Genomic DNA, 20,669 nt, shown 5'->3' on the forward strand with positions numbered 1-20,669 from the left:
GCAGCGGGGCGTGGGCACGGGGAAGTTCCTGGAGGAGGGGGCGGCCCACCGCGGCGACGTCGCCGGTGGTGGCGGCGCCCGGGAGCTGTCCGTCGGCGGGTCCGCGGCCCCACACCCACAGCCCGAGGAGCAGCAGTGCCCAGGCCACGCCGGCCAGCAGCCGGCCGTGTCCGCCCAGTACGGACAGGCCCTCATTCGGCATCACCGCCACCCCGCTTCCGCAGCATGTGCACGATGCGGCCGATCACGACGAGGGCCACGCCGCCGGCCACCACCAGGCCCGCCGACCGGCCCGAGTTCATCCCGCCCACCGGCCGCCGTTCCACGGTCACGGGGCGGTACTCGGCGGGCGGCGGCGTGGCGGTCCGCGCCGTCACCCCCGCGGTGGCGGCGACCGGCCCGGGCTGCCCGTCGAGCCGGCCCGCCGGGTGCGCGGTGCCGGCGAGGACCACGCAGGCGGTGAAGGCCGTGCAGGTGCAGACGGTGAAACGCGGTGGACGCATGGTGAACCTCCGGATACTTCGAAGGTCCGCCCGGCGGCCGCTGTCCGCATCCTGAGCGGGGCGTCGCTTGCGCCGCCGGGGTGACGGAACGCTCTGCTGTCACCCCTGATGCACGCGTGCAGGAGTGCATAGCATGGCGGCCATGACAGAGCGCAAGCCGATCGAATCCTGGCTCACCGACATGGATGGCGTGCTGATGCACGAGGGCATCCCCGTCCCCGGAGCCGACGCCTTCATCAAGAAGCTGCGCGACGCCGGTCGCCCCTTCCTGGTGCTCACCAACAATTCGATCTATACGGCCCGGGACCTGCACGTCCGGCTGAGCCGGATCGGGCTGGAGGTGCCGGTCGAGAACATCTGGACCTCGGCGCTCGCCACCGCGAAGTTTCTGGACACTCAGCACCCCGGCGGCACCGCCTATGTGATCGGCGAGGCCGGGCTGACGACCGCTCTACACGATGCCGGTTATGTCCTGTCCGACCAGGACCCGGATTTCGTCATCCTGGGTGAGACGCGTACGTATTCGTTCGAGGCGCTGACCAAGGCGATCCGGCTGATCAACGACGGCGCGCGGTTCATCGCGACCAACCCCGACAACACCGGGCCCTCCCCCCAGGGCGCCCTGCCGGCCACCGGTTCGGTCGCCGCGCTGATCACGAAGGCGACCGGCAAGGACCCTTACTTCATCGGGAAGCCGAACCCCTTGATGATGCGTACCGCGCTGAACACCATCGGGGCGCACTCCGAGACCTCCGCCATGATCGGTGACCGGATGGACACCGATGTGCTGGCGGGGCTGGAGGCCGGCATGGAGACGTTCCTGGTGCTCACCGGGCTGACGGGCAAGGGCGACCTGGACCGCTACCCGTTCCGGCCGACCAGCGTGGTCGACTCGATCGCGGACCTGGTCGACCTCGTCTGACCCGGCGGTGCGCGGTCAGCTGCCGGTGGCCGACTTCCAGGCGTCGATGTAGGTGTCGAGGTTCTTGTCGATGTCCTGCCAGTCCGGCTCGAAGATCTCGACGCCCTTCATGATCTTCTCCAGCTCCTCGGCGTTGGCGTCGGTCGCCTTGACGTCCGTACGGGAGGAGAAGCCGCCGCCCACCGAGGAGACCTCCTGCTGGACCTCCGGGCTCAGCAGGTAGTCCAGGAACTTCTTGCCGTTCTCGGTGTGCGGGGCGCCCTTCACCAGGCCGGCGGTGTACGGCAGCGCGAAGGTGGAGGGCTTGCCGCCCTTCTTGGCCGCCGGGAAGAAGATGCCCTGGTCGGGCATGGACTTCATGTTGGCGAAGTTCATCTGCACGTCGCCGTTGGCGATGAGCAGTTCGCCCTTGGCGGTCTTGGGCGCGAGCTGGCCGGTGGAGGAGGACGGGCCGACGTTGTTGGCCTGGAGCTTCTTGAAGTAGTCCATGGCCTGATCAGTGCCGCCCAGGTCGTGCATGACCTTGATGACGACGGCGGTGCCGTCCCCGGCGACGCCCGGCGTGGAGTACTGCAGCTTGTTCTTGTACTTGGCGTCGAGCAGGTCCTGCCAGCTCTCCGGGGGCGTCTTGAGCTGCTTCTTGTTGTAGATGAAGCAGAAGTAGTTGTTGACGATCGAGGTCCACTTGCCGTTGGGGTCGCGGTCGGCGGCGGCGACCTTGTCGTACCCCTTGGGCTCGTACTTCTGGAGCAGGCCCTTGCCGTCGGCCTGCTGGATGAACGGCGGGAGGGTGACGACCACGTCGGCCTGGGTGTTCATCTTCTCGCGGGCGAGCCGCTGGACAGTGGCGCCGGAGCCGGCCTCCACGTAGTTGACCTTGATGCCGGTCTTCTTCTCGAAGTCCTTGAAGACCTTGTCGTAGAAGCCGTCGCCCTTCTCGCCCTTGAGGCCGTCGGCGCTGTAGACGGTGACTTCCTTGGCGTCCGGGTCGGCCGCCGTGCCGCCGCAGGCGGTGAGGACGGACCCGAGGGCGAGTGCGGTACAGAGAGCGGTGATCGGCTTGAGGTGACTGCGCATGAGTGTCTGGCTCCTTGGGACGGGCGTGTCAGCGGTACGAGGCTCTGGTACGGATGCGGGAGACGCCGAAGAGGACGAGCAGCGTCGCGGCCATCAGCGCCACCGCGAGGGCGGCGCCGGTGAAGAGGGCGCCCCGGTCGGTGGTGGCGAAGATCTGGACCGGCAGCGGCAGCCATTCGGGCGGATAGATCATCATCGTGGCGCTCAGCTCGCCCATGGAGAGCGCGAAGCACAGCCCGGTGGCCGCCGTCAGCGAGGGCAGCAGCAGGGGCAGCTTGACCCGCCACAGGACGTAGGCCGGGCGGGCGCCGAGCGCCGCGGCGCTCTGTTCGTACGCCGGGTCCAGCCGGTCCAGTGCCGCGCTCACCGACTGGTGCGCGAACGCGGTGACCAGCACCGTATGGGCGATGATCACGATCTGCCGGGTGCCGTTGAGCAGCAGCGGCGGCTGCGAGAAGGCGACCAGCAGGGACAGGCCGACGGCGACGGAGGGCACCGCGACCGGCAGCATGAAGAGGGTGTCGATGACCTTCTTGCCCCGGCCGCCGAGGCGCTGCGCGGCGAGCGCCGCCCAGGTACCGGCGGCCAGCGCCAGCAGGCTCGCGGCGAGCGCGGTGAGCAGACTGGTGACCAGCGCGTTCAGCGAGTCGCCCCGGGCGATGTCCTGATAGTGCGTCAGCGTCGGCCCGGAGGGCAGTGCGCCGCTCCAGGTGGAGGCGAAGGACGCGGCCAGGATGACGGCGAACGGCAGCGCGAAGAGGGGGAGAAAGAGGAGGAGGAAGCCCGTCCAGATCACCGCCCTGGCCTTATTGCTGTGCACGAGCACGGCGGGCACCTCCCTCGCGTCCGGTGCGGGCCACCAGGGCGCGGTAACCGGCGTACAGCGCCACGGACAGCGCGATGTTGACGACCGCGACGACGCACGCGCCGGTGTAGTCGCCGTCGAGGATGGCCTTCGTGTAGACGAGGACCGGCAGCGTGACCACGTCCTTGGCGCCCGTGAAGAGCACGATCCCGAACTCGTTCAGGCACAGGACCAGGACGAGCGCGCCGCCCGCCGCGAGCGAGGGCAGCGCCTCGGGCAGGATCACCGTCCGGACGATCCGCCAGGGGCGTGCGCCGAGCGACGCGGCTGCCTCCAGCTGCCCGGTCTCCACCTGCGAGAACGCGGCCAGCAGCGGCCGCATCACGAACGGCGTGAAGTACGTGATCTCCGCCAGCAGCACTCCCCAGGGCGTCTGCAGGAAGTCGAACGGGCCGCTGCCGGCGCCGGTCGCCGAGGTCCACAGCCCGTTGGCCACGCCCGTCGAGCCGTAGACGAAGAGCAGCGCGAGGGTGATCAGGAAGGACGGGAAGGCCAGGAAGATGTCGATGAACCGGCCGAGCGCGCGGGCGCCGGGGAACGGCACGAAGGCGACGACCAGGGCGAGGGCGAAGCCGAGCACCAGACAGCCGGCGGTGGCCCCGGCCGCGATCAGCACGGTGTTGACCAGCGCGTCCTGGAAGGACGCCTCGGCCAGCACCTCGCTGTACGCGGCGGTCATCGGCCCGCCCTCGTCCGGCGTGAACGACTGCCGGACCAGCAGCACGAGCGGGTAGAGGAAGACCAGCGCGAGGGCGGCGACGGGCGGCAGGGCCCACAGGCCGCGCGGCAGCGCGCGGACCCGCGTCCGGGCTGGGGCGCCGAAGCGCGCCCGCTGGGTGAGGCTAGCCATCGGTACCCGCCCCCACCGGTATCAGCACCGCGTCCTCGGGCGCGAAGTGCAGCGTCACCTCGTCACCGACGGCCGGGGTGTCGCGCAGCTCGCGCACATCGGCCATGACGCGGTGGCCCGCGACCTCCACGTACAGCCGGTGGGTGGCGCCGCGCCACTGGAGTTCGGCGAGCCGGCCGCGCAGCGCGTTCGGCCCCTCCCCCAGCCCGACCAGGTGCGGCCGTACGCAGAGGGTGGCCTCCGCGCCGGACGCCGCGCCCTCCGTGCCGCGCACCGCCAGCTCCGTACCGGCGAAGATCACGGTCCCGTCGCCCGCACCGGCCGTCACCGGCAGCAGGTTGGCGTTGCCGACGAAGGAGGCGGTGAACTCGGTGCGCGGCGCCCGGTACAGCTCGCGCGGCGTACCGCAGTCGCGCAGCCGCGCCCGGTCCATGACCGCGATCCGGTCGGCGAGGGTGAGCGCCTCGACCTGGTCGTGGGTGACGTACAGGATCGAGACGTCGGGCAGTTCGCGGTGGAGGCGCGCCAGCTCGGCGAGCATCCCGGAGCGCAGCTGCGCGTCCAGCGCGGACAGCGGCTCGTCCAGGAGGAGCACGCCGGGCCGGATGGCCAGCGCGCGGGCGATGGCGACGCGCTGCTGCTGGCCGCCGGAGAGCTCGCGCGGGTAGCGCCGGGCGTACCCAGCCATGCCGGTCAGCTCCAGCGCCTCGGTGACGCGGCCGTCGATCTCGGCACGCGGCACCTTCTGGGCCTTGAGCCCGAAGGCCACGTTGTCGGCGACGCGCATGTGCGGGAAGAGGGCGTAACTCTGTACGACCATGCCGATGCCGCGCTTGTAGGGCGGCAGGCCGGTGACGTCCCGGCCGCCGATCAGCACCCGCCCGGAGGCCGGCGTCACGAACCCGGCGACGGCCCGCAGCGCGGTGGTCTTGCCGGACCCGGAAGGCCCGAGCAGGGCCATCACCTCGCCCGGCTCGACGGTCAGGTCGAGCCCGTCCAGCACGGTGTGCGTGCCGTACGCGACGGAGACGTTCTCGAAGCGGATGCCGGAGGCGGTCCTCCCGGCCACCGGGGCCGCGGCCGTGTCAGGCAGGGCGGTCATCGCGTACCACTCCCAGCAGGGCGGGCAGTTCGGCGACCGAGCCGAGGACATGGGTGGCGCCCGCGGCCTCCAGCTGGTCCTTGTCGTGGGCGCCGGTGAGCACCCCGGCGACGACCGAGGCGCCGGCCCGGCGGCCGGAGAGCATGTCGTACGAGGTGTCGCCGGCGATCGCGATCTTCTGTACGGCGTCGGTGGCGCCGGTACGGAGCAGGGCGGCGAGGACCATGTCGGGGTAGGGGCGGCCGCGGCCGCCCGCGTCGGCCGGGCAGAGGGTGAGCGGGACGATGTCCTGCCAGCCCAGCGCGGCGAGGATCGCGTCCTGGGTGACGCGGGCGAAGCCGGTGCTGAGGACGACGGTGATCCCCGCGGCCTGCAGCGCCTCGATGGCTTCGCGGGCGCCGGGCACGGGCGCGATCAGCCCGCCGTCGACCAGCTCGCCGTACGCCTCCTCGAAGCGGGCGTTGGCGGCCTGCGCCTTCTCCTCGTCGCCGAAGAGGTGCCGGAAGACGGAGATCTTCGACTCGCCCATGGTGGCGCGCACGTAGGCGAGCTTCTCGGCGTGGTCGGGGGTGCCCGGCTCGACGCCGAGGTGCCGTGCGGCCGCGTCGAATGCCTGCTCGACCAGTCCGCCGTCGGCGACGGTGGTGCCGGCCATGTCGAGGACGATCAGTTCGATGTCGTTCTTCGGGGTGTCGTTCTTCGTCAATTCGCTCACCATCCCAGTTCGTTCGCGGTCTTCTCGGCGATCGCCGGGGAGCAGGTCATGCCACGCCCGCCGGGGCCGGTGACCAGCCACACGCCGTCGCTCGCCTGTTCCCGGTGCACGACCCGGCCGGTGTCCGTGCACTGCGCGTACACCCCGGCCCAGCGGTGCCGGATGCGCGGCAGCGGGCGGCCGAGGATCGACTCGACGACGCCGGTGAGGTGCTCGTAGGGCTCCTCGACGGTGTCGAAGGCGAACGGCGTCTCGTACTCGTGCGTGTCGCCGATGGTCAGCCCGCCGTCCGCGCGCTGGACCATCAGGAGCTGCATCTTGTGCGCGGCGGCGGTGGGCGCCTGCGCCTGCGTGGCGTTCAGCGCGTCCAGCGCGTCGCTGCCGTACGCCGGGTAGTAGCGGAAGCTGTCCGCGTCGGCGACGGAGGTGGTCAGCGGCTCGCCGAGCGGGTCGGTCTGCATCATCTGCAGCCGTACGCGGCGGACGGGCAGGTCCGGTACCAGCTCGCGGACCAGGCCGCTCAGCCAGGCGCCGGTGCACAGCACGACGGCGTCGCCGCGGTGGATGTCGCCGTGGTCGTCCCGTACGGCGGCCTCACCCACCACGTCACGGACCTCGCGCCCGCCGAGGTAGGTGTAGCGGCCGGAGGCGAGCAGCGCCTGCTTCAGCTCCCGCTGGGCGACGCGGGGTTCGACGGCGGCGTCGCGCTCGCACCACAGGGCGCCGAGGAAGTCGCCGCGCAGCGCGGGGTTGATCCCGCGGGCCTCCTCCGCGTCCAGCAGCTTGTACCCGCGGGCCGCGGCGTCCGGGCGGCGGGTGGCGGCCTCGGCGACGGCCCGCTCGGCCTCGTTCTTCACGACGGTCAGCGAGCCGATGGCACGGAAGCCGAGGCCCGGCACCCGGGCGCCGATCCCCTCCCACAGCTCGCGGGCGCGCAGCGCGGTGTCCAGCTCCTCGCCGCCCGCGCGGCCGCTGACCCAGATCTGGCCGAAATTGCGTACGGAGGCGCCGCGGGCCTCGGCCTCCCGCTCGATGTGGACGACCTCGTGGCCGCGTTCGACTGCATGCCAGGCGTGCATGGTCCCCAGCACGCCGGCTCCGACAACTATGACTCGCATGCCGGTGACGCTCGTCGCGCCGGGTGACCGGCTACGGTCCGCGCGGCGACGAGCCGGTTAACGGGCCATCAACCTTGGCCTAGACCCGTTATCTTCTCGTGACCTTAGAGGAACGACGGCCCTCGCCGCAGGGGTACTGGCCGGTGGCCGGCCGCCCCACCGCGGTGGTTGCTCGCGCAGTTCCCCGCGCCCCTTACGGGGCGCCGCCGAGACGCGTCGTGAAGGAGAACCGGTCCCCGCGGAACAGCGTCCGCACCCGCTCCAGGGGACGCCCTGCCGTATCCCGCGAGATTCGGTGGATCAGCAGCATCGGCAGCGCCCCCGGCGTCCCGATCAGCAGCGCCTCCCGCGGCGTGGCCAGTACCGTCTCCAGCCGCTCATCCGCGTCGCCGAACCCTATTCCGAGCCGCTCGTGCAGATACGCGTAGAAGGAGGAGTCCGGCTCGAAGTCGACATCCAGCCGCGGCACCCGCTCCACGGCCACGTACGTACTCTCCAGCCCCACCCGCTCGTCATCCGCGAGCAACACCCGCTCCATGTGCCACACCGGCTCACCAGCCACCAGCCCGAGATCCGCGGCGAGCGCCGCATTGCACGGGAAGCGGTCCAGGCCGATGAGGTGACGGCCCGGGAGGCGCCCCTGCTTCCGTACCCCTTCCGTGTAACTCGCCAGCGCAAGCGGCTGTTCAAGCTTGGGCCCGGCGACGACCGTGCCGCGGCCGAGGCGGCGGATGCGGCCTTCGAGGACCAGCTCGCGCAGCGCCTGCCGCAGCGTCTCGCGCGAGACCTCGAACCGCAGCGCGAGATCGCGCTCGGTCGGCAGTGTCTCCCCCTCGCCGAGCTCGTCCAGCAGCTCGGCGATCCGGACCTTCGCCGCGTAGTACTTGGGGATGCGGCCGTGCTCGGGGATGCCGGCCCTGATCGGCGCGCCGGGCGCCTGCTCGTTCGGGTAGTCCACCGGCCGATCCTCGCATGGGCGGAGCCTGCGCCCCTGGTCAGGCCCGCGCGCGCCCCAACCCCCCGCGGGGAGAGGCGAAGAGCGTGGCCAGCACCAGATGGGCCGCGCCGAGGGCGACCATCCGCGCGCCACCGGGAGCGGGCTCGACCGGTACGGTACGGGCCCCGGAGGCACCGTGCGCGCGCAGTTGCCCGTCCAGCGAGGCCGCGACCCCGCTCACGTAGGTATCGGGGTCGGCCAGTACCGTACGCCCGCCCAGCAGCACCCGGTCCACGTCGAGCAGCTCGACAAGGTTGGCGGCACCCACGCCGAGCACCCGCGCCGCCTCCGCCGGTTCGCCCGCCGCGACCGCGGCCAGGCACAGCGCCTCGATACAGCCGCGCTTGCCGCAGCCGCACCGCGGCCCGTCCAGCTGCACCACCTGGTGCCCGAACTCCCCCGCGCCGGTGCGCGCCCCCCGGTGCACCGCGCCGCCGAGCACCAGCCCCGCGCCCAGCCCCGTCCCCAGGTGCAGATAGCCGAACGACTCGGCGCCCTCCGCCTGCTGGGCCAGTCCGTGCGCCGCCGCGTTGGTGTCCTTGTCCAGGACCACGGGCAGGCCGAGCCGCTCGGTGAGCGCGGCACGCAGCGGGTAGCCGTCCCACTGCGGGAGGCCGGTGACCCGGTGCAGTACGCCCGTACGGTGGTCCAGCGGGCCGGGGCAGGCCACGCCGGCACCGATCACCTGCGCCCCGGGGGCAGCGGCGCGCACCTCGGCGACCTGGGCGGCAGCCGCGGCCAGCACCTCGTCCGCGGCCGCACCCAGGTCCAGCGGCGCGCGGCGGACCGCGACCGGCTCGCCCGCCAGGTCGGCGAGGACCGCGATGCTCTCGTCGCGGTCCAGGTGCAGCCCGATCGCGTACCGGGCACCGGGGACCAGCCGCAGGACCGTACGGGGCTTGCCGCCCGTGGACGCGCGCCGCCCGGCCTCGGTGGCGAGCCCGGCCTCCCGCAGCCGTGCCGTGATCTTGCTGACCGCCTGCGGGGTCAGCCCGCTGCGCTCGGCCAGCTCCAGCCGGCTCACCCCGCCCTCCCCCGCCGCACGCAGCAGCCCGAGCAGCACGGCCGCGTTGTGCCCGCGCAGCAGGGGGAGGTTGGCGCCGCCGAGCGCACGCTCGGCCAGGTCGGAGGGGGGAGGGTTTTCGCTGGTCACCCCTCCATTGTGCGGACCGCTTGCACTTTGGCAACAGCGTTGCTTAAGTGGAAGGTATGAGCAGCCCGAGCGACTCCCCCGGTACCGCACTCCCCGGCAGCCCCCTGCGCGTCGGCCTCATCGGTTACGGCCTGGCCGGCTCCGTCTTCCACGCCCCGATGATCGCCGCGACCGAGGGACTGGTCCTCGACACGGTCTCCACCTCCAGCCCCGACCGCCAGGCGCAGGCCCGCGCCGAGCACCCCCAGGTGCGTACGGTCGCCACCCCGGACGAGGTGCTGGCGCGCGCGGGCGAGCTGGACCTGATCGTCCTGGCCTCCCCGAACAAGACCCACGTCCCGCTCGCCACCGCCGCCCTGGAGGCGGGCCTCCCGGTCGTCGTCGACAAGCCGCTGGCCGGGACCGCCGCCGAGGCCGAGCAGCTGGCCGCCCTGGCGGAGGACCGCGGGCTGCTCCTCTCCGTCTTCCAGAACCGCCGCTGGGACAACGACTTCCTGACCCTGCGCAAGCTGGTCGAGGAGGGCGCGCTCGGCGAGGTGTGGCGCTTCGAGTCGCGGTTCGAGCGGTGGCGGCCCAAGCCCAAGGGCGGCTGGCGCGAGTCCGGCGACCCGGCCGAGATCGGCGGGCTGCTGTACGACCTGGGCAGCCACGTCGCCGACCAGGCCCTCACCCTCTTCGGCCCGGCCGTCTCGGTGTACGCGGAGTCCGACGTGCGCCGCCCCGGCGCCGAGGCCGACGACGACACCTTCCTCGCGATCACGCATCAGAGCGGCGTCCGCTCCCACCTGTGGGTCAGCGCCACCACGGCCCAGCTCGGCCCGCGCTTCAGGGTGCTCGGCAGCGAGGCCGGTTATGTGAAGTACGGCCTGGATCCGCAGGAGGCGGCGCTGCGCGAGGGCCGCCGGCCCGGCGCTCCGGACGCCGAATGGGGCGTGGAGCCGGAGTCCGCCTGGGGCCGCCTCGGTGCCGGTGAGTCCCCGCAGACCGGCGGCGGCGAGCCCGTCCCGACGCTGCCCGGCGACTACCCCGCGTACTACGCCGCGGTCGCCGAAGCGCTGCGTACGGGGGGCGAGCCGCCGGTCACCGCCCTGGAGGCGGCCGCCGCGCTGCGCGTCCTGGAGGCCGCCAAGCTCTCGGCCGCCGAGGGCCGCACGGTCCGGATCGAGGCCACCCGATGACCGCCGCCGACGACATCACCACTCTCGAAGAGCACGAGCGCCGCCTGGTCCTCGACCGCTTCAGCAACGAGGACGCCTGGGAGCTGGGCACCCTCCTCGTCGGGCTGGCGCGCGAGCGGGACGCTGCCGTGACGATCAGCATCCGGCGCGGCGCCCAGCGCCTCTTCCACTACGCGCTGCCCGGCACCAGCGCCGACAACGACGCCTGGCTGGACCGCAAGTGCCGGGTCGTCGAGCGGTACGGCGAGGCGTCCTTCCTGGTCGGCGCCCGCTTCCGCGCCAAGGGCCGGACCTTCGAGGACTCCTCCCGGCTGGACCCGGACACCTATGCCGCGCACGGAGGGGCGTTCCCCCTCCGCCTCCGCGGTACCGGGGTCATCGGCGCGGTGGCCGTCTCCGGGCTCGCGCAGGCCGACGACCACGCGCTCGTCGTCGAGGCGTTGGAGCGGTTTCTGCGCCCCGCCTGACGGAATCCGTGCGCCCGCGCGCCGCACCGGGAAAGCTGTGGGGGAACCGGCGAGAGAGAGGCGGTACCCCCATGGCGTGGACGGGCGGGCGGACGGGCTGGACCGGATCATCGCGGCGGACCGTGCTGGCGGCGGGCCTGGCCGCGGGACTGTCGCCGCTGGTGGCGGGCTGTCAGACGGGCGAGGACGGGAAGTCGCCGTTCACCGGCAAGGACGGCGCGGGCGACAAGGTACTGGCCGTCAAAATCGACAATGTCGCCGCGGCCCGCCCGCAGACCGGCCTGGAGGACGCCGACATCCTCTACACCGAAGAGGTGGAGGCCGGCCTGTCCCGGATACTGGCCGTCTTCGCGTCCCGCCTCCCGGACCTCGTCGGCCCGGTCCGCAGCGCCCGCGAGTCCGACCTCGAACTGCTCCGCCAGTTCGGCCACCCGGCGCTGGCCTACTCCGGCGCGCAGGCGAAGCTGCGCCCCACACTGGAGTCGGCCCCGATCACCGCCCTGCCACCGGGCAAGGCCCCCGACGCGTACGTCCGCAGCACGGACCGCGCCGCACCGCACAACCTGTATCTGCGCCCGGCCCGCGCCCTGGAAGCGGCCCCGGACGCCTCGGCCCCCGCCGACATCGGTTTCCGCTTCGGCGCCGCCCCCGCGAAGGGCGGCACCAGAACGACACAGCAGGAGGTCCGCTACCCGGCGGCCCGCTTCTCCTTCACCTGGTCCGAGAGCCGTGACCGCTGGCTGGTCGCCATGGACGGCACGCCCTTCCGCACCACCGGAGCCGGACAGCTGGGCGTCGCCACGGTCGTGGTCCAGTACGTGACCGTGCGCTCCTCCCGCCTCCACGACAAGTGGGGCAGCGTCACCCCGTACACCGAGACCGTCGGCTCGGGCGACGCCCTGATCCTCCGCGACGGCAAGAAGTACCAGGCCGAGTGGTCCCGCGGCACGGCGGACAACGGCACCACCTTCACCACCCCCGAGGGCCACTCCCTCCCCTTCGCCCCCGGCCCGGTCTGGGTGGCCCTCATCCCGAAGGGCTGAGAGCCACCCCGTCCGTCACGCGTCCTTCAACTCCTGGCGCTGGCGGCCCAGGCCGTCGATTTCGAGTTCGACCACGTCGCCGGCGCGGAGGTACGGCTTGGGCTCGGGGTGGCCCATGGCGACGCCGGCCGGGGTGCCGGTGTTGATGATGTCGCCGGGGTAGAGGGTCATGAACTGGCTGAGGTAACGGACGACTTCGGCGACCGGGAAGATCTGCTCGGCCGTCGTGCCGTCCTGCTTCAGTTCGCCGTTCACCCAGAGGCGCAGGCCGAGTGCCTGCGGGGCGGGGACCTCGTCGGCGGTGACCAGCCAGGGGCCCAGCGGGTTGAACGTCTCGCAGTTCTTGCCCTTGTCCCACTGGCCGCCGCGCTCGATCTGGAACTCCCGCTCGGAGACGTCGTGGGCGATGGTGTAGCCCGCGACGGCGGCGAGCGCCTGCTCGTCGGTCTCCAGGTAGCGGGCCGTGCGGCCGATGACGACGGCCAGTTCGACCTCCCAGTCGGTCTTCACGCTGCCGCGCGGGACGAGCACGGTGTCGTCCGGGCCGACGACGGTGTCCGCGGCCTTCATGAAGACGATCGGCTCGGCCGGGATCGGCGCGCCGGTCTCCCGGGCGTGGTCGTGGTAGTTCAGCCCGATGCACACGACCTTGCCGATGCGGGCGAGCGGCGCGCCCGTGCGCAGCCCGGCGGCGTCCAGTGCCGGCAGGTCACCGGCCGCCGCTGCCGTACGGACGCGGTCCAGCGCCGTCTCGTCCGCGAGCAGCGCTCCGTCGATGTCCGGCACGATGCCCGACAGATCACGCAGGGTTCCCGACTCGTCCAGCAGCGCCGGGCGTTCCGCCCCCACCGGTCCGACACGCAGCAGCTTCATCAGTACAACTCCCGTGGTCGTATGCGAAGGGTCGGCCCGGGAGAGGGATCTCCCGGGCCGGCCGATGGAGTGCGGCCATCGAGCGATTTGGCCGATCCTCCAAGAACGGAGTCCCGCCCGCAAGACCCCGTTCACGTACTGGACCTTTACTCGGCGGTAGCGGGCGCGAGGCCGGCGGCGGGCTCGCGGTCCCGCATCAGCAGGCCGCGTTCGCAGACCGTCCACGCCGTACTGGTCACGACGTACAGGGCGGCGGCCAGCGGTACGACGGCGATCGTGAGGAGCGTGCCGAAGGAGAGAAGGGGCGCGAACTTCGTCACGGCGGCCATGCCGGGTACTGCTTCACCGCCGACCCCGGCCGGTGCGGCCGCGGTGGCCTTACGGGCCCGCCGGTAGTTCACCGTCGCCACGGCCGCGACGATCACGAAGAGGGCCAGGTACACCAGCCCGTGCGCGCCGAACGGGCCGCCGTCGGCGAGCGCGTCCACCCAGCGGCCGCCGAGCGGCGCGTCCAGCAGCCGCTCGCCCAGCAGCCCGGAGCTGGGAGAGGTGAAGAGGTGGTACATGAGGAAGAAGACGGGGAGTTGCAGGAGCGTCGGGAGGCAGCCGGCCAGCGGCGAGGCGCCCGCCTTCCGGTAGAGGTCGGTCACCTCGCGCTGCATGCGCTCGGGATCCTTCGCGTACTTCCGGCGTATTTCGGCCATCTGCGGGGCGAGCGCGGTGCGGGACTTCTCGCCGCGGACGGCGGCGCGGGCGAGGGGGTGCAGCGCGGCCCGTACGGCCAGGGTGCAGACGATGATGGCGGCGGCGGTCGCCGAGGCACCGAACACCGGGGAGAGGGCGTCGGCGAGGTGGCCGAGCGCGGCGCCGAGCGGGGCGAAGACGGACATGGTGAGCCCTCCGGGGGTCTCGTCAGTACCGGAAATGGCAATGCTGAATTCGGTGTGACGAGCCGCGTGGCAGGGCCGTACGCGGAGAAGAAGAGCGCGCGCCTGCGCGTCTACGCGGCCGTCGGGAGACGGCGGCCGGGTGCCCTGGGCCGCGGGCGGCCCGCGGCGTCGGGATCGCGCTGGGGCAGGAAGGCCGTACGGCGTTCCCGGTCCCGGATGGCGGTGCGGATCCGGCCCGGCGGGGCGGGTCCGGCCAGCGTGGCGACGAGCACCGCGCGGCTGAGGAGGAGGACGGCCGCGGTGGTCGCGGCGGCGGTCAGGGCCGAGGTCAGGCCGCTCTGCGTGAGCAGCACACCGGCCAGGAGGAACAGGAGCGCGCCGACGTACAGCCGCCAGGCATCGGCGATGCGCCGCATACGCGCTCTCCTCTCCCGGCCCGGCTCTTCCCGTTCGGGATCATTCCCGTTCGGGATCATTTCCGCTCGGTTTTGTCCTCTTCCGCTCAAGAGTAACCAGAGATCTGTGCAGTAGGGCCACCAGCGGGTAACTTGCGTCCACCCCGGTCGTACGGCGGGGCGGACGAGGGAGGTGTGGTGCGCGACGTCAGCACGCCCGCCCTGGTGACCGCGGCACGTACCGGCGGCCTCGCCGACACCGTCCACGACCTGGCCGACCGGGTGCCCGCGCTCGCCCAGCTCGCCCGCCGGGACCCCGCGGACCCCGGCCGCTGGCACCACGTGTCCGCCGCCGCCTTCCGCGCCGAGGTACTGGCGCTGGCCAAGGGGCTGCTCGCGGACGGCCTGCGGCCCGGCGACCGGGTCGCGGTGATGTCCAGGACCCGGTACGAGTGGACGCTCTTCAGCTACGCGGTCTGGTCGATCGGCGCGCACCTCGTCCCCGTCTACCCCACCGCCTCCACCGAACAGTTGCGCGCGCTGCTGGCCGCGACCGGGGCCGACACCATCGTCATCGAGCACGAGCAGCACGCCATGACCGTGGCGGCGGCCTGCGGCGCCGACCGCCGGCTGCGCCGCGTCTGGCAGCTGGACCAGGACTGCGTCGGCCTGCTCAGCGGGCTCGGCGGACAGCTGCCCGACGCCGAGGTGCACCGGCTGCGCCGGGCCGTCACCCCGCGGGACACCGCGGCGGTCATCCAGACCTCCGGCACCACCGGACGGCCGCGCGGCTGCGTGATCACCCATGGCAACCTCGCCGCCGAGTGCGACACGCTGCTGGCGGGCTGGGGCCGGCTCACCGGGCCGCCCGGCACCCAGCCGTCGATCCTCGCGTTCCTGCCGCTGGCGCACAGTTACGGGCTGATGGTCCAGGTCGCCTGTCTGCGCGGCGGCATCCTGCTCGGCCACGAACCCGAGCTGACCCCGCAGGCGCTGCTGCCCGCGCTCGCGTCCTTCCGGCCCACCTTCCTCTTCGGCGTCCCGTACGTCTTCGAGAAGATCTACGACAGCGCGCGCCGGGCCGCCGAAGAGGCCGGCCGGCTGCGGATGTTCGACGTCGCGACGGCCACCGCGCTGCGGTACGCGCGCGCCGTCGAGCGCCGCGAGCAGGGCCACGGCCACGGCCCGAGCCCGGCCCTGCGCGCCCGGCACGCGCTGTACGAGCGGCTGGTGTACGGGCGCATCCGCGGGGTGCTGGGCGGGCGGGTGCGCAACGCCGTCTCGGGCGGCTCGCCGCTCCGCGCCGACCTCGGGCGGATCTTCGCCGGGGCCGGCCTGACCGTCTACGACGGGTACGGCCTCAGCGAGACGAGCGGCGCGGTCACCGCCTGCCCGCCGGGGCGGGTGCGGTTCGGCACGGTCGGGCGGCCGCTGCCCGGCTGTGCGGTGCGGATCGCCCAGGACGGCGAGGTGTGGGTGCGCGGCGACGTGGTCTTCGCCGGGTACGTCGACGAGCACGGGACCTCGCCGCACGACGGCTGGTTCGCCACCGGCGACCTGGGACACCTGGACGAGGACGGCTACCTCGTCATCACCGGCCGCAAGAAGGACATCATCATCACCAGCGGCGGCAAGAGCGTCGCCCCGCTCGGCCTGGAGGAGCGGGTACGCGCCCACCCGCTGGTCTCGCAGTGCCTGGTGGTCGGCGACAACCGGCCCTACGTCGCGGCGCTGATCACCCTGGACCCCGAGGCGCTGGCGCACTGGCGGCGCTACCGCGGCGGACTGGAGGACGCGCGCCCCGGCGACCCGCCGGAGGAAGGCGTCCGGGCGGCGGTGCAGCGGGCGGTCGCGGTCGCCAACGCCTCGGTCTCGCGCGCCGAGTCCATCCGCGCCTTCCGCATCCTGCCCGGCGAGTTCAGCGTCGCCGACGGCCTGCTGACGCCCTCGCTGAAGCTGCGCCGGGCGGCGATCGAGCGGGCGTACGCGGCGGAGATCGACGCGCTGTACGCGGGCTGAACGGAGCGCGGTACACGGGCCGAACGGCGCGTCGTACGCAGGGCTGAGCGCCCTACGCGGGGCTGAGCGCCGCACCGTAGCAGCGCACGCGCCGCCCCGGCGTTTTCTTGTCCAGGCACGCGAAGCCCGCGTTCCGCCGCCCGGCACCGGCCTAGCGTCCCAGTCGTCCCCGCCGGACCGACCGGGAGGTTCCGTGTGCGCCCCCTCGCCAGCCGCTCACCCCTCGTCCCCGCGCGGGCGCTCGCCACCGGGATGGTCGTCGCCGCCCTCGTGGCCACGCTCGTCGCACTGCTGCTGCCCGTCCAGCTCTTCGGCCAGAACACCTCGACGGCCGCCGCGGCCGCCGGCTGGGAGGACGACGGCGGCGGCACCGTCCGCACCCCGTACGGCCTGCTCACCCCCATGGACCGGGACTTCGTGCGCAAGGTACGGCTCGCCGGGCTGTGGGAGCTGCCCGCGGGCCGCCAGGCGCGGGAACGCGGCACGCGCAAGGCCGTACGGACCGCGGGCGACCACCTCGTGGCCGGTCACACCGAACTGGACCGGCTGTCCGTACAGACAGCCCGTGACCTGGGCGTACCGCTGCCGGACGAGCCCACCCCGCAGCAGCAGGGCTGGCTCGGGCAGCTGGACTCCGCCCGCGGCCAGGAATTCGACCGGCGCTTCGCCCAGCTGCTGCGCCGCGCGCACGGCAAGGTCTTCGGACTCGTCGCGCTCGTCCGGGCGCAGAGCCGCAACGCGATGGTGCGGCGACTGGCCACTCGTACGAATGCGGTCGTCCTGGACCACATCACGGTCCTGGAAGGTACCGGCCTGGTCGACTTCGGCAACCTGGCGGCGGCCCGGTCCCGGCAGCCGTACGTTTCCCCGAACACCCGGCCGCACCCTCATCCCACTTTCCCCACCACTTCCCACTACTCCCCACGAAGTGAAGTGATCGCATGACTCCACAGGCCCATAAACGCTCGCGCCTGACCACCCGGCTGGTGGCCGCGGCCGCCGCGTTACTGCTCGGCGGCGGCGGGACCGCGCTGATCGCCGCCGGCGCCTCGGCCGACGGCGCGGACGAGGACGGACCCGCGCAGCGCGGCGGAACGGCGGCCGTGGCCTCGACCGTGTCCTGTCCGGACGTCGGCGACCGGCTGCGCCAGGTGCCGCGCGGTGCGCAACTGCCGGTCTCCCGCGGGCTCGCCGCGCTGGACCGCCAGGTGGCGGCGGCGTACGAGAAGATGACGGCGGGCGGGCGCGGCGGCGGTACGGACGCGGTGCTCCAGCAGCTGCAGCAGCAGCGCGAGAAGACGATCGGGACGATGGCCGACGCCATCGGCCGGTCGGCGCCCCGCCCCGACGCCCTGCTGAACATGAGCGCCTGCAAGGTGAAGCCCACGGGGCAGTCCATATCGGTGGGCGAGCAGCAGGGCGAGGGCGACGCGCAACAAGAGCAGGGGCAAGAGCAGCAGCAAGGACAGGAGGACGCGCAGCAGGGGCAGGACGGCGCACAGCAAGGCCAAGGGGACGGGGCGCAGCAAGGCCAGGACGGCGACGCGAAGCTGCCGCCCGGCGGTCCCTCCCCCGACGACTTCGCCGACATCCTGTCCGTCCAGCCCAACGCCCAGCAGCCGCCGCAGGGCGACGGCGCCTCCACCGGCACCTTCGTCTCCGAGTGCGGCACCAACCAGGAGGGCCACTTCAACTCGGACAACGTCATCGTGACGCCGGGCGTCAGCAACGGCGCGCACCACACCCACGACTACGTCGGCAACGAGTCCACCGACGCCTTCTCCACCGATGAGAGCCTGGCCGCGTCCGGCACCACCTGCGGCAACGGCGACCTGTCCACGTACTACTGGCCGGTGCTGCGCGTCCTTGACGGCACTTCGGAGCACAAGCCGGGCGCGGGCCACGACGGCAACGTGGGCTCGGTCCTCACCCCGTCCGACGTCCAGCTCACCTTCAGCGGCAGCCAGGCCGGTGACGTGACCGCGATGCCGCGCTTCCTGCGCATCATCACCGGCGACGCCAAGGCGTTCACCAACGGCCCGGCCAACGCCAACGCCTCCTGGAGCTGCGTGGGCTTCGAGGACCGGCAGCTGAAGGACAAGTACCCGATCTGCCCGGACGGCGCGGACGTCGTCCGTACCTTCAACTTCCAGAGCTGCTGGGACGGGCAGAACACCGACAGCGCCAACCACCGTACGCACGTGGCGTTCGCCCAGGAGGACGGCTCCTGCCCGGCCGGTTTCCGCGCCATCCCGCAGCTCCAGGAGAAGATCACCTACGACGTGCCGGCGGGTGAGCAGTTCGCGGTGGACAGCTTCCCCGAGCAGCTGCACAAGCCGGTCACCGACCACGGCGACTTCATCAACGTCATGCCGGAGCAGCTGATGAACGAGGCCGTCGACTGCATCAACAGCGGCCGCGACTGCGGCTGAGGCGGCGCTGCGGCCCCGGACCAGGTGTGGTCCGGGGCCGCAGCCGCGCTCAGAGGCCGTTCACCCGCGCCTCCCTGGCGACGCCCAGCGGGCGGATGCCGGAAGTCACCGGCCGGGCCCGGCGCCCGGACCGGGAGCGGTACCGCCGTACGTGGGCCAGCAGCCGCCGGCTGCGCAGCGCCATCTCCAGCTCGAAGCGGCTGCGCGGATCCCGCAGCTCGGGTCCGAAGAGCTTCTCGATCTGCCGCAGCCGGTACCGCACGGTCTGCGGGTGCACCTGGAGCACCTTCGCCGCCTCCGGCGCGCCCCCGCCCTCCAGCCAGGCCAACAGCGTGACCTCCAGGCGCTCGCTCTGCCGGGGCGTCAGCTCGTCCAGCGGGCCGAGCCGGCGCGCGGCCAGCGCCCTGGTCAGCGACTCGTCCTGGAGGAGCAGCAGTGCCGAGAGGTGGTCGTCGACGAAGACCGGGCGCACGTCGGGCCCGCCGCGCGCCGGTCCGAAGGCGAGCAGTGCGCGGGCCCAGCGCAGCGAGGACGCCGCGTCGCCCGCCGGCACGGTGTGGCCGACCGCCGCCGGGCGGCCCTTGAGCGCGGCCTCCAGCCGGGCCCTGGTCTGCGTGCCGGGGTCCGGCACGAAGAGGCAGGTGTCCCCCTCGACGGTGCCGACGAGCGCGTCGCCCAGGGCGGCGGCCAGCTGGGGCGCCTCGGCGGCGGAGCCGAGGGCGACGGCCTGGAGGGCGTCCGGTACGGGCCAGCCCGCGCATCGGGCCGGTTCGGCGAGGGCGGCGGCGGAGAGCGGGCGCTGCCCGGCGAGCGCGGCGAAGAGGACCTTACGGGCGCGGGAGACCGGCATGGGAGTGACGACCAGTTCGGCGGGGCGGCGGGCGCACTCCGTCCGCTCCTGGTAACCGAGCGAGGTCAGCAGGGCCTGTTCCATGGCCCATTCCGCCTCTTTCTCCGGTGCCTCACCGAGCAATGCGGAAAAGGCGGGAAAGGCGATCCGCAGCTCTTCGACCATGTTCTCGGCGAGCGACGGGAGTTCCTTTCGCAGAACCCGGGTCCACTCACCTCGGGGGCGTGACCAGATGCGGTTCAGGAGATCACACATCGCTACCTCGTTCCTGCCGTTGGGGAGCGGCTGGGATACGGCCGTTGTGCCTGAGGGTCAGTGCCTGAGTCGGCATCATCCGCACCCGGAACGGCGACGGCGATGCCGGTGCAGGAATTTGTCACAGCGCGCTAAAGGTCCGGAAGGCCCCGGACGCGTCCGCGATGCTGCCGCACACATCGCCGCCGGAACGTACGGCAATTCCCCGCCCTTTCCGGGGCGTTACGCATTCTTCCGCTCGAATTCCGTGGAGGCCCGATGCCCGCGTCAGTTCCGCGCACCCGCCGGCGCCCGCTGCGCCCCGCGCTCCCCGCCGCGCTCCTGCTCTTCCTGGCCGTCCTGGTGCGCTCCGGCGCGGCGGACCGGGCGGCGGACTTCCTGGACTTCGGGGCCGGGGTGCTCGCCCTGGTCGCGCTGACCGGCACCGTGCTGTGGGGCCTGGCCGCCACCGACCGCCGGGTGCTGGCCTCCGGGCACCGGCTGCTGGCCCAGGCCGTGCACCGGGGCACGGGCGTGGCCGGGCTCGGCTTCCTCGCGCTGCACATCGGGGTGAAGGTGGCCCGCGGCCAGACCACCGGCCGGGCCGCCGCCCTGCCGTTCGCCGACGGCGCCCGCCCGCTGCTGATCGGCCTGGGCACACTGGCCGGTTACGTGTTCCTCGCGGTCGCGGTGACGGGTGCTGCACGCACGGCTTTCACCGGCCGCGCGGCCTCCCGCTGGTGGCGCGCGCTGCACATGGCCGCGTACGTCGCCTGGGGAGCGGCGCTGGTACACGGCCTGCGCGCGGGCCGCCCTGCCTCCGGCTGGGTCACCGCCGCCTACGCCACATGCGTGGCGGCCGCGGCCTTGGCCCTGGCATACCGCCTACGCGCACCTGGACGGCGCCCGTGAGGGCGCCTCTCAGGGGCGCGGGGAACTGCGCGACCAGCCACAACGCCGCCGCACCCGGCATCAAAGCGGCAGCC

General features: G+C 73.1%; 21 protein-coding genes and 1 pseudogene. 8 read left to right on the forward strand and 14 right to left on the reverse strand.

Annotated elements, in window-relative coordinates:
• Positions 1 to 202, reverse strand: a pseudogene (locus CCS38_RS15935) (class F sortase); the annotation flags it as partial.
• Positions 192 to 503 (reverse strand): hypothetical protein, encoded by a 312-nt coding sequence (locus tag CCS38_RS15940; protein WP_223733934.1) that lies wholly within the window; start codon positions 501 to 503, stop codon positions 192 to 194. The gene CCS38_RS15940 and the pseudogene CCS38_RS15935, both read right to left, overlap by 11 nt.
• A 142-nt stretch (positions 504 to 645) precedes the next feature.
• Here CCS38_RS15940 and CCS38_RS15945 point away from each other — a divergent pair, with 142 nt between their 5' ends.
• Positions 646 to 1,425 (forward strand): HAD-IIA family hydrolase, encoded by a 780-nt coding sequence (locus CCS38_RS15945; protein WP_223733954.1) that lies wholly within the window; start codon positions 646 to 648, stop codon positions 1,423 to 1,425.
• Positions 1,426 to 1,440: 15 nt separating this feature from the next.
• Here the strand turns inward: CCS38_RS15945 and CCS38_RS15950 are convergent, their stop codons facing one another.
• From CCS38_RS15950 to CCS38_RS15985, 8 genes are all read right to left on the reverse strand, one after another.
• A complete protein-coding gene (locus CCS38_RS15950; protein ID WP_223733935.1) occupies positions 1,441 to 2,502 on the reverse strand; it encodes a 2-aminoethylphosphonate ABC transporter substrate-binding protein in 1,062 nt (353 codons plus the stop codon).
• A gap of 28 nt (positions 2,503 to 2,530) precedes the next feature.
• On the reverse strand, positions 2,531 to 3,328 hold the full coding sequence (locus CCS38_RS15955) for an ABC transporter permease (RefSeq protein ID WP_223733936.1): 798 nt from the start codon (positions 3,326 to 3,328) through the stop codon (positions 2,531 to 2,533).
• Positions 3,309 to 4,217 carry a 2-aminoethylphosphonate ABC transporter permease subunit gene (locus CCS38_RS15960; RefSeq protein ID WP_223733937.1) on the reverse strand — a complete coding sequence of 303 codons (909 nt, stop codon included), beginning with the start codon at positions 4,215 to 4,217 and terminating at the stop codon, positions 3,309 to 3,311. Before CCS38_RS15960 ends, CCS38_RS15955 begins: the two co-directional genes overlap by 20 nt.
• Positions 4,210 to 5,319, reverse strand: coding sequence for an ABC transporter ATP-binding protein (locus CCS38_RS15965; protein WP_223733938.1), 1,110 nt, complete (start codon positions 5,317 to 5,319; stop codon positions 4,210 to 4,212). Before CCS38_RS15965 ends, CCS38_RS15960 begins: the two co-directional genes overlap by 8 nt.
• Positions 5,303 to 6,037, reverse strand: a complete 735-nt coding sequence (locus CCS38_RS15970; protein WP_223733939.1) for a phosphonatase-like hydrolase — start codon at positions 6,035 to 6,037, stop codon at positions 5,303 to 5,305. Before CCS38_RS15970 ends, CCS38_RS15965 begins: the two co-directional genes overlap by 17 nt.
• Positions 6,031 to 7,152 carry a TIGR03364 family FAD-dependent oxidoreductase gene (locus CCS38_RS15975; RefSeq protein WP_223733940.1) on the reverse strand — a complete coding sequence of 374 codons (1,122 nt, stop codon included), beginning with the start codon at positions 7,150 to 7,152 and terminating at the stop codon, positions 6,031 to 6,033. The genes CCS38_RS15970 and CCS38_RS15975 overlap by 7 nt, the downstream gene beginning before the upstream one ends.
• A gap of 193 nt (positions 7,153 to 7,345) precedes the next feature.
• A complete protein-coding gene (locus tag CCS38_RS15980) occupies positions 7,346 to 8,110 on the reverse strand; it encodes a GntR family transcriptional regulator (RefSeq protein WP_223733941.1) in 765 nt (254 codons plus the stop codon).
• A 37-nt stretch (positions 8,111 to 8,147) separates the two neighbouring features.
• A complete protein-coding gene (locus CCS38_RS15985) occupies positions 8,148 to 9,302 on the reverse strand; it encodes an ROK family transcriptional regulator (protein ID WP_223733942.1) in 1,155 nt (384 codons plus the stop codon).
• A 56-nt stretch (positions 9,303 to 9,358) separates the two neighbouring features.
• On the opposite strand from CCS38_RS15985, the gene CCS38_RS15990 reads away from it, so the two are divergent.
• The 3 genes from CCS38_RS15990 (at position 9,359) to CCS38_RS16000 (ending at position 11,990) form a co-directional block, all read left to right on the forward strand.
• Positions 9,359 to 10,480, forward strand: coding sequence for a Gfo/Idh/MocA family oxidoreductase (locus CCS38_RS15990; RefSeq protein ID WP_223733943.1), 1,122 nt, complete (start codon positions 9,359 to 9,361; stop codon positions 10,478 to 10,480).
• The gene (locus CCS38_RS15995) at positions 10,477 to 10,947 is read left to right on the forward strand and encodes a heme-degrading domain-containing protein (RefSeq protein WP_223733944.1); all 471 of its coding nucleotides are present in this window, start codon (positions 10,477 to 10,479) and stop codon (positions 10,945 to 10,947) included. Before CCS38_RS15990 ends, CCS38_RS15995 begins: the two co-directional genes overlap by 4 nt.
• Positions 10,948 to 11,018: 71 nt before the next feature.
• Positions 11,019 to 11,990 carry a DUF3048 domain-containing protein gene (locus tag CCS38_RS16000; protein ID WP_223733945.1) on the forward strand — a complete coding sequence of 324 codons (972 nt, stop codon included), beginning with the start codon at positions 11,019 to 11,021 and terminating at the stop codon, positions 11,988 to 11,990.
• 15 nt (positions 11,991 to 12,005) lie between these two features.
• Here CCS38_RS16000 and CCS38_RS16005 read toward each other — a convergent pair whose 3' ends face one another.
• From CCS38_RS16005 to CCS38_RS16015, 3 genes are all read right to left on the reverse strand, one after another.
• On the reverse strand, positions 12,006 to 12,863 hold the full coding sequence (locus CCS38_RS16005) for a fumarylacetoacetate hydrolase family protein (RefSeq protein WP_223733946.1): 858 nt from the start codon (positions 12,861 to 12,863) through the stop codon (positions 12,006 to 12,008).
• A gap of 146 nt (positions 12,864 to 13,009) precedes the next feature.
• Positions 13,010 to 13,753, reverse strand: coding sequence for a YidC/Oxa1 family membrane protein insertase (locus tag CCS38_RS16010; protein ID WP_223733947.1), 744 nt, complete (start codon positions 13,751 to 13,753; stop codon positions 13,010 to 13,012).
• 110 nt (positions 13,754 to 13,863) lie between these two features.
• Positions 13,864 to 14,169 carry a DUF6412 domain-containing protein gene (locus tag CCS38_RS16015; protein ID WP_223733948.1) on the reverse strand — a complete coding sequence of 102 codons (306 nt, stop codon included), beginning with the start codon at positions 14,167 to 14,169 and terminating at the stop codon, positions 13,864 to 13,866.
• Positions 14,170 to 14,346: 177 nt separating this feature from the next.
• On the opposite strand from CCS38_RS16015, the gene CCS38_RS16020 reads away from it, so the two are divergent.
• From CCS38_RS16020 to CCS38_RS16030, 3 genes are all read left to right on the forward strand, one after another.
• A complete protein-coding gene (locus CCS38_RS16020; RefSeq protein WP_223733949.1) occupies positions 14,347 to 16,167 on the forward strand; it encodes an AMP-dependent synthetase/ligase in 1,821 nt (606 codons plus the stop codon).
• Between the two features lie 195 nt (positions 16,168 to 16,362).
• Positions 16,363 to 17,112, forward strand: a complete 750-nt coding sequence (locus CCS38_RS16025; RefSeq protein WP_223733950.1) for a DUF4142 domain-containing protein — start codon at positions 16,363 to 16,365, stop codon at positions 17,110 to 17,112.
• The gene (locus CCS38_RS16030) at positions 17,109 to 18,599 is read left to right on the forward strand and encodes a DUF1996 domain-containing protein (RefSeq protein ID WP_223733951.1); all 1,491 of its coding nucleotides are present in this window, start codon (positions 17,109 to 17,111) and stop codon (positions 18,597 to 18,599) included. The genes CCS38_RS16025 and CCS38_RS16030 overlap by 4 nt, the downstream gene beginning before the upstream one ends.
• A 49-nt stretch (positions 18,600 to 18,648) precedes the next feature.
• Here the strand turns inward: CCS38_RS16030 and CCS38_RS16035 are convergent, their stop codons facing one another.
• Complete coding sequence (locus CCS38_RS16035; RefSeq protein ID WP_223733952.1) at positions 18,649 to 19,704, reverse strand: PucR family transcriptional regulator; 1,056 nt, start codon at positions 19,702 to 19,704, stop codon at positions 18,649 to 18,651.
• A 258-nt stretch (positions 19,705 to 19,962) separates the two neighbouring features.
• On the opposite strand from CCS38_RS16035, the gene CCS38_RS16040 reads away from it, so the two are divergent.
• On the forward strand, positions 19,963 to 20,595 hold the full coding sequence (locus CCS38_RS16040) for a hypothetical protein (RefSeq protein WP_223733953.1): 633 nt from the start codon (positions 19,963 to 19,965) through the stop codon (positions 20,593 to 20,595).
• Positions 20,596 to 20,669: the final 74 nt, after the last annotated feature.

Source organism: Streptomyces purpurogeneiscleroticus (genome assembly GCF_020024005.1).
Classification (GTDB): Bacteria; Actinomycetota; Actinomycetes; order Streptomycetales; family Streptomycetaceae; genus Streptomyces; species Streptomyces purpurogeneiscleroticus.

Bases quoted from the DNA above. Each gene is read 5' to 3' on its own strand.
- CCS38_RS15965 (WP_223733938.1), bottom strand. From the start codon at position 5,319: ATGACCGCCCTGCCTGACACGGCCGCGGCCCCGGTGGCCGGGAGGACC.
- CCS38_RS15950 (WP_223733935.1), bottom strand. From the start codon at position 2,502: ATGCGCAGTCACCTCAAGCCGATCACCGCTCTCTGTACCGCACTCGCC.
- CCS38_RS16040 (WP_223733953.1), top strand. From the start codon at position 19,963: ATGCCCGCGTCAGTTCCGCGCACCCGCCGGCGCCCGCTGCGCCCCGCG.
- CCS38_RS15975 (WP_223733940.1), bottom strand. From the start codon at position 7,152: ATGCGAGTCATAGTTGTCGGAGCCGGCGTGCTGGGGACCATGCACGCC.
- CCS38_RS15990 (WP_223733943.1), top strand. From the start codon at position 9,359: ATGAGCAGCCCGAGCGACTCCCCCGGTACCGCACTCCCCGGCAGCCCC.
- CCS38_RS15995 (WP_223733944.1), top strand. From the start codon at position 10,477: ATGACCGCCGCCGACGACATCACCACTCTCGAAGAGCACGAGCGCCGC.
- CCS38_RS15940 (WP_223733934.1), bottom strand. From the start codon at position 503: ATGCGTCCACCGCGTTTCACCGTCTGCACCTGCACGGCCTTCACCGCC.
- CCS38_RS15945 (WP_223733954.1), top strand. From the start codon at position 646: ATGACAGAGCGCAAGCCGATCGAATCCTGGCTCACCGACATGGATGGC.
- CCS38_RS15970 (WP_223733939.1), bottom strand. From the start codon at position 6,037: ATGGTGAGCGAATTGACGAAGAACGACACCCCGAAGAACGACATCGAA.
- CCS38_RS16035 (WP_223733952.1), bottom strand. From the start codon at position 19,704: ATGTGTGATCTCCTGAACCGCATCTGGTCACGCCCCCGAGGTGAGTGG.
- CCS38_RS16010 (WP_223733947.1), bottom strand. From the start codon at position 13,753: ATGTCCGTCTTCGCCCCGCTCGGCGCCGCGCTCGGCCACCTCGCCGAC.
- CCS38_RS16000 (WP_223733945.1), top strand. From the start codon at position 11,019: ATGGCGTGGACGGGCGGGCGGACGGGCTGGACCGGATCATCGCGGCGG.
- CCS38_RS16005 (WP_223733946.1), bottom strand. From the start codon at position 12,863: ATGAAGCTGCTGCGTGTCGGACCGGTGGGGGCGGAACGCCCGGCGCTG.
- CCS38_RS16030 (WP_223733951.1), top strand. From the start codon at position 17,109: ATGACTCCACAGGCCCATAAACGCTCGCGCCTGACCACCCGGCTGGTG.
- CCS38_RS15960 (WP_223733937.1), bottom strand. From the start codon at position 4,217: ATGGCTAGCCTCACCCAGCGGGCGCGCTTCGGCGCCCCAGCCCGGACG.
- CCS38_RS16015 (WP_223733948.1), bottom strand. From the start codon at position 14,169: ATGCGGCGCATCGCCGATGCCTGGCGGCTGTACGTCGGCGCGCTCCTG.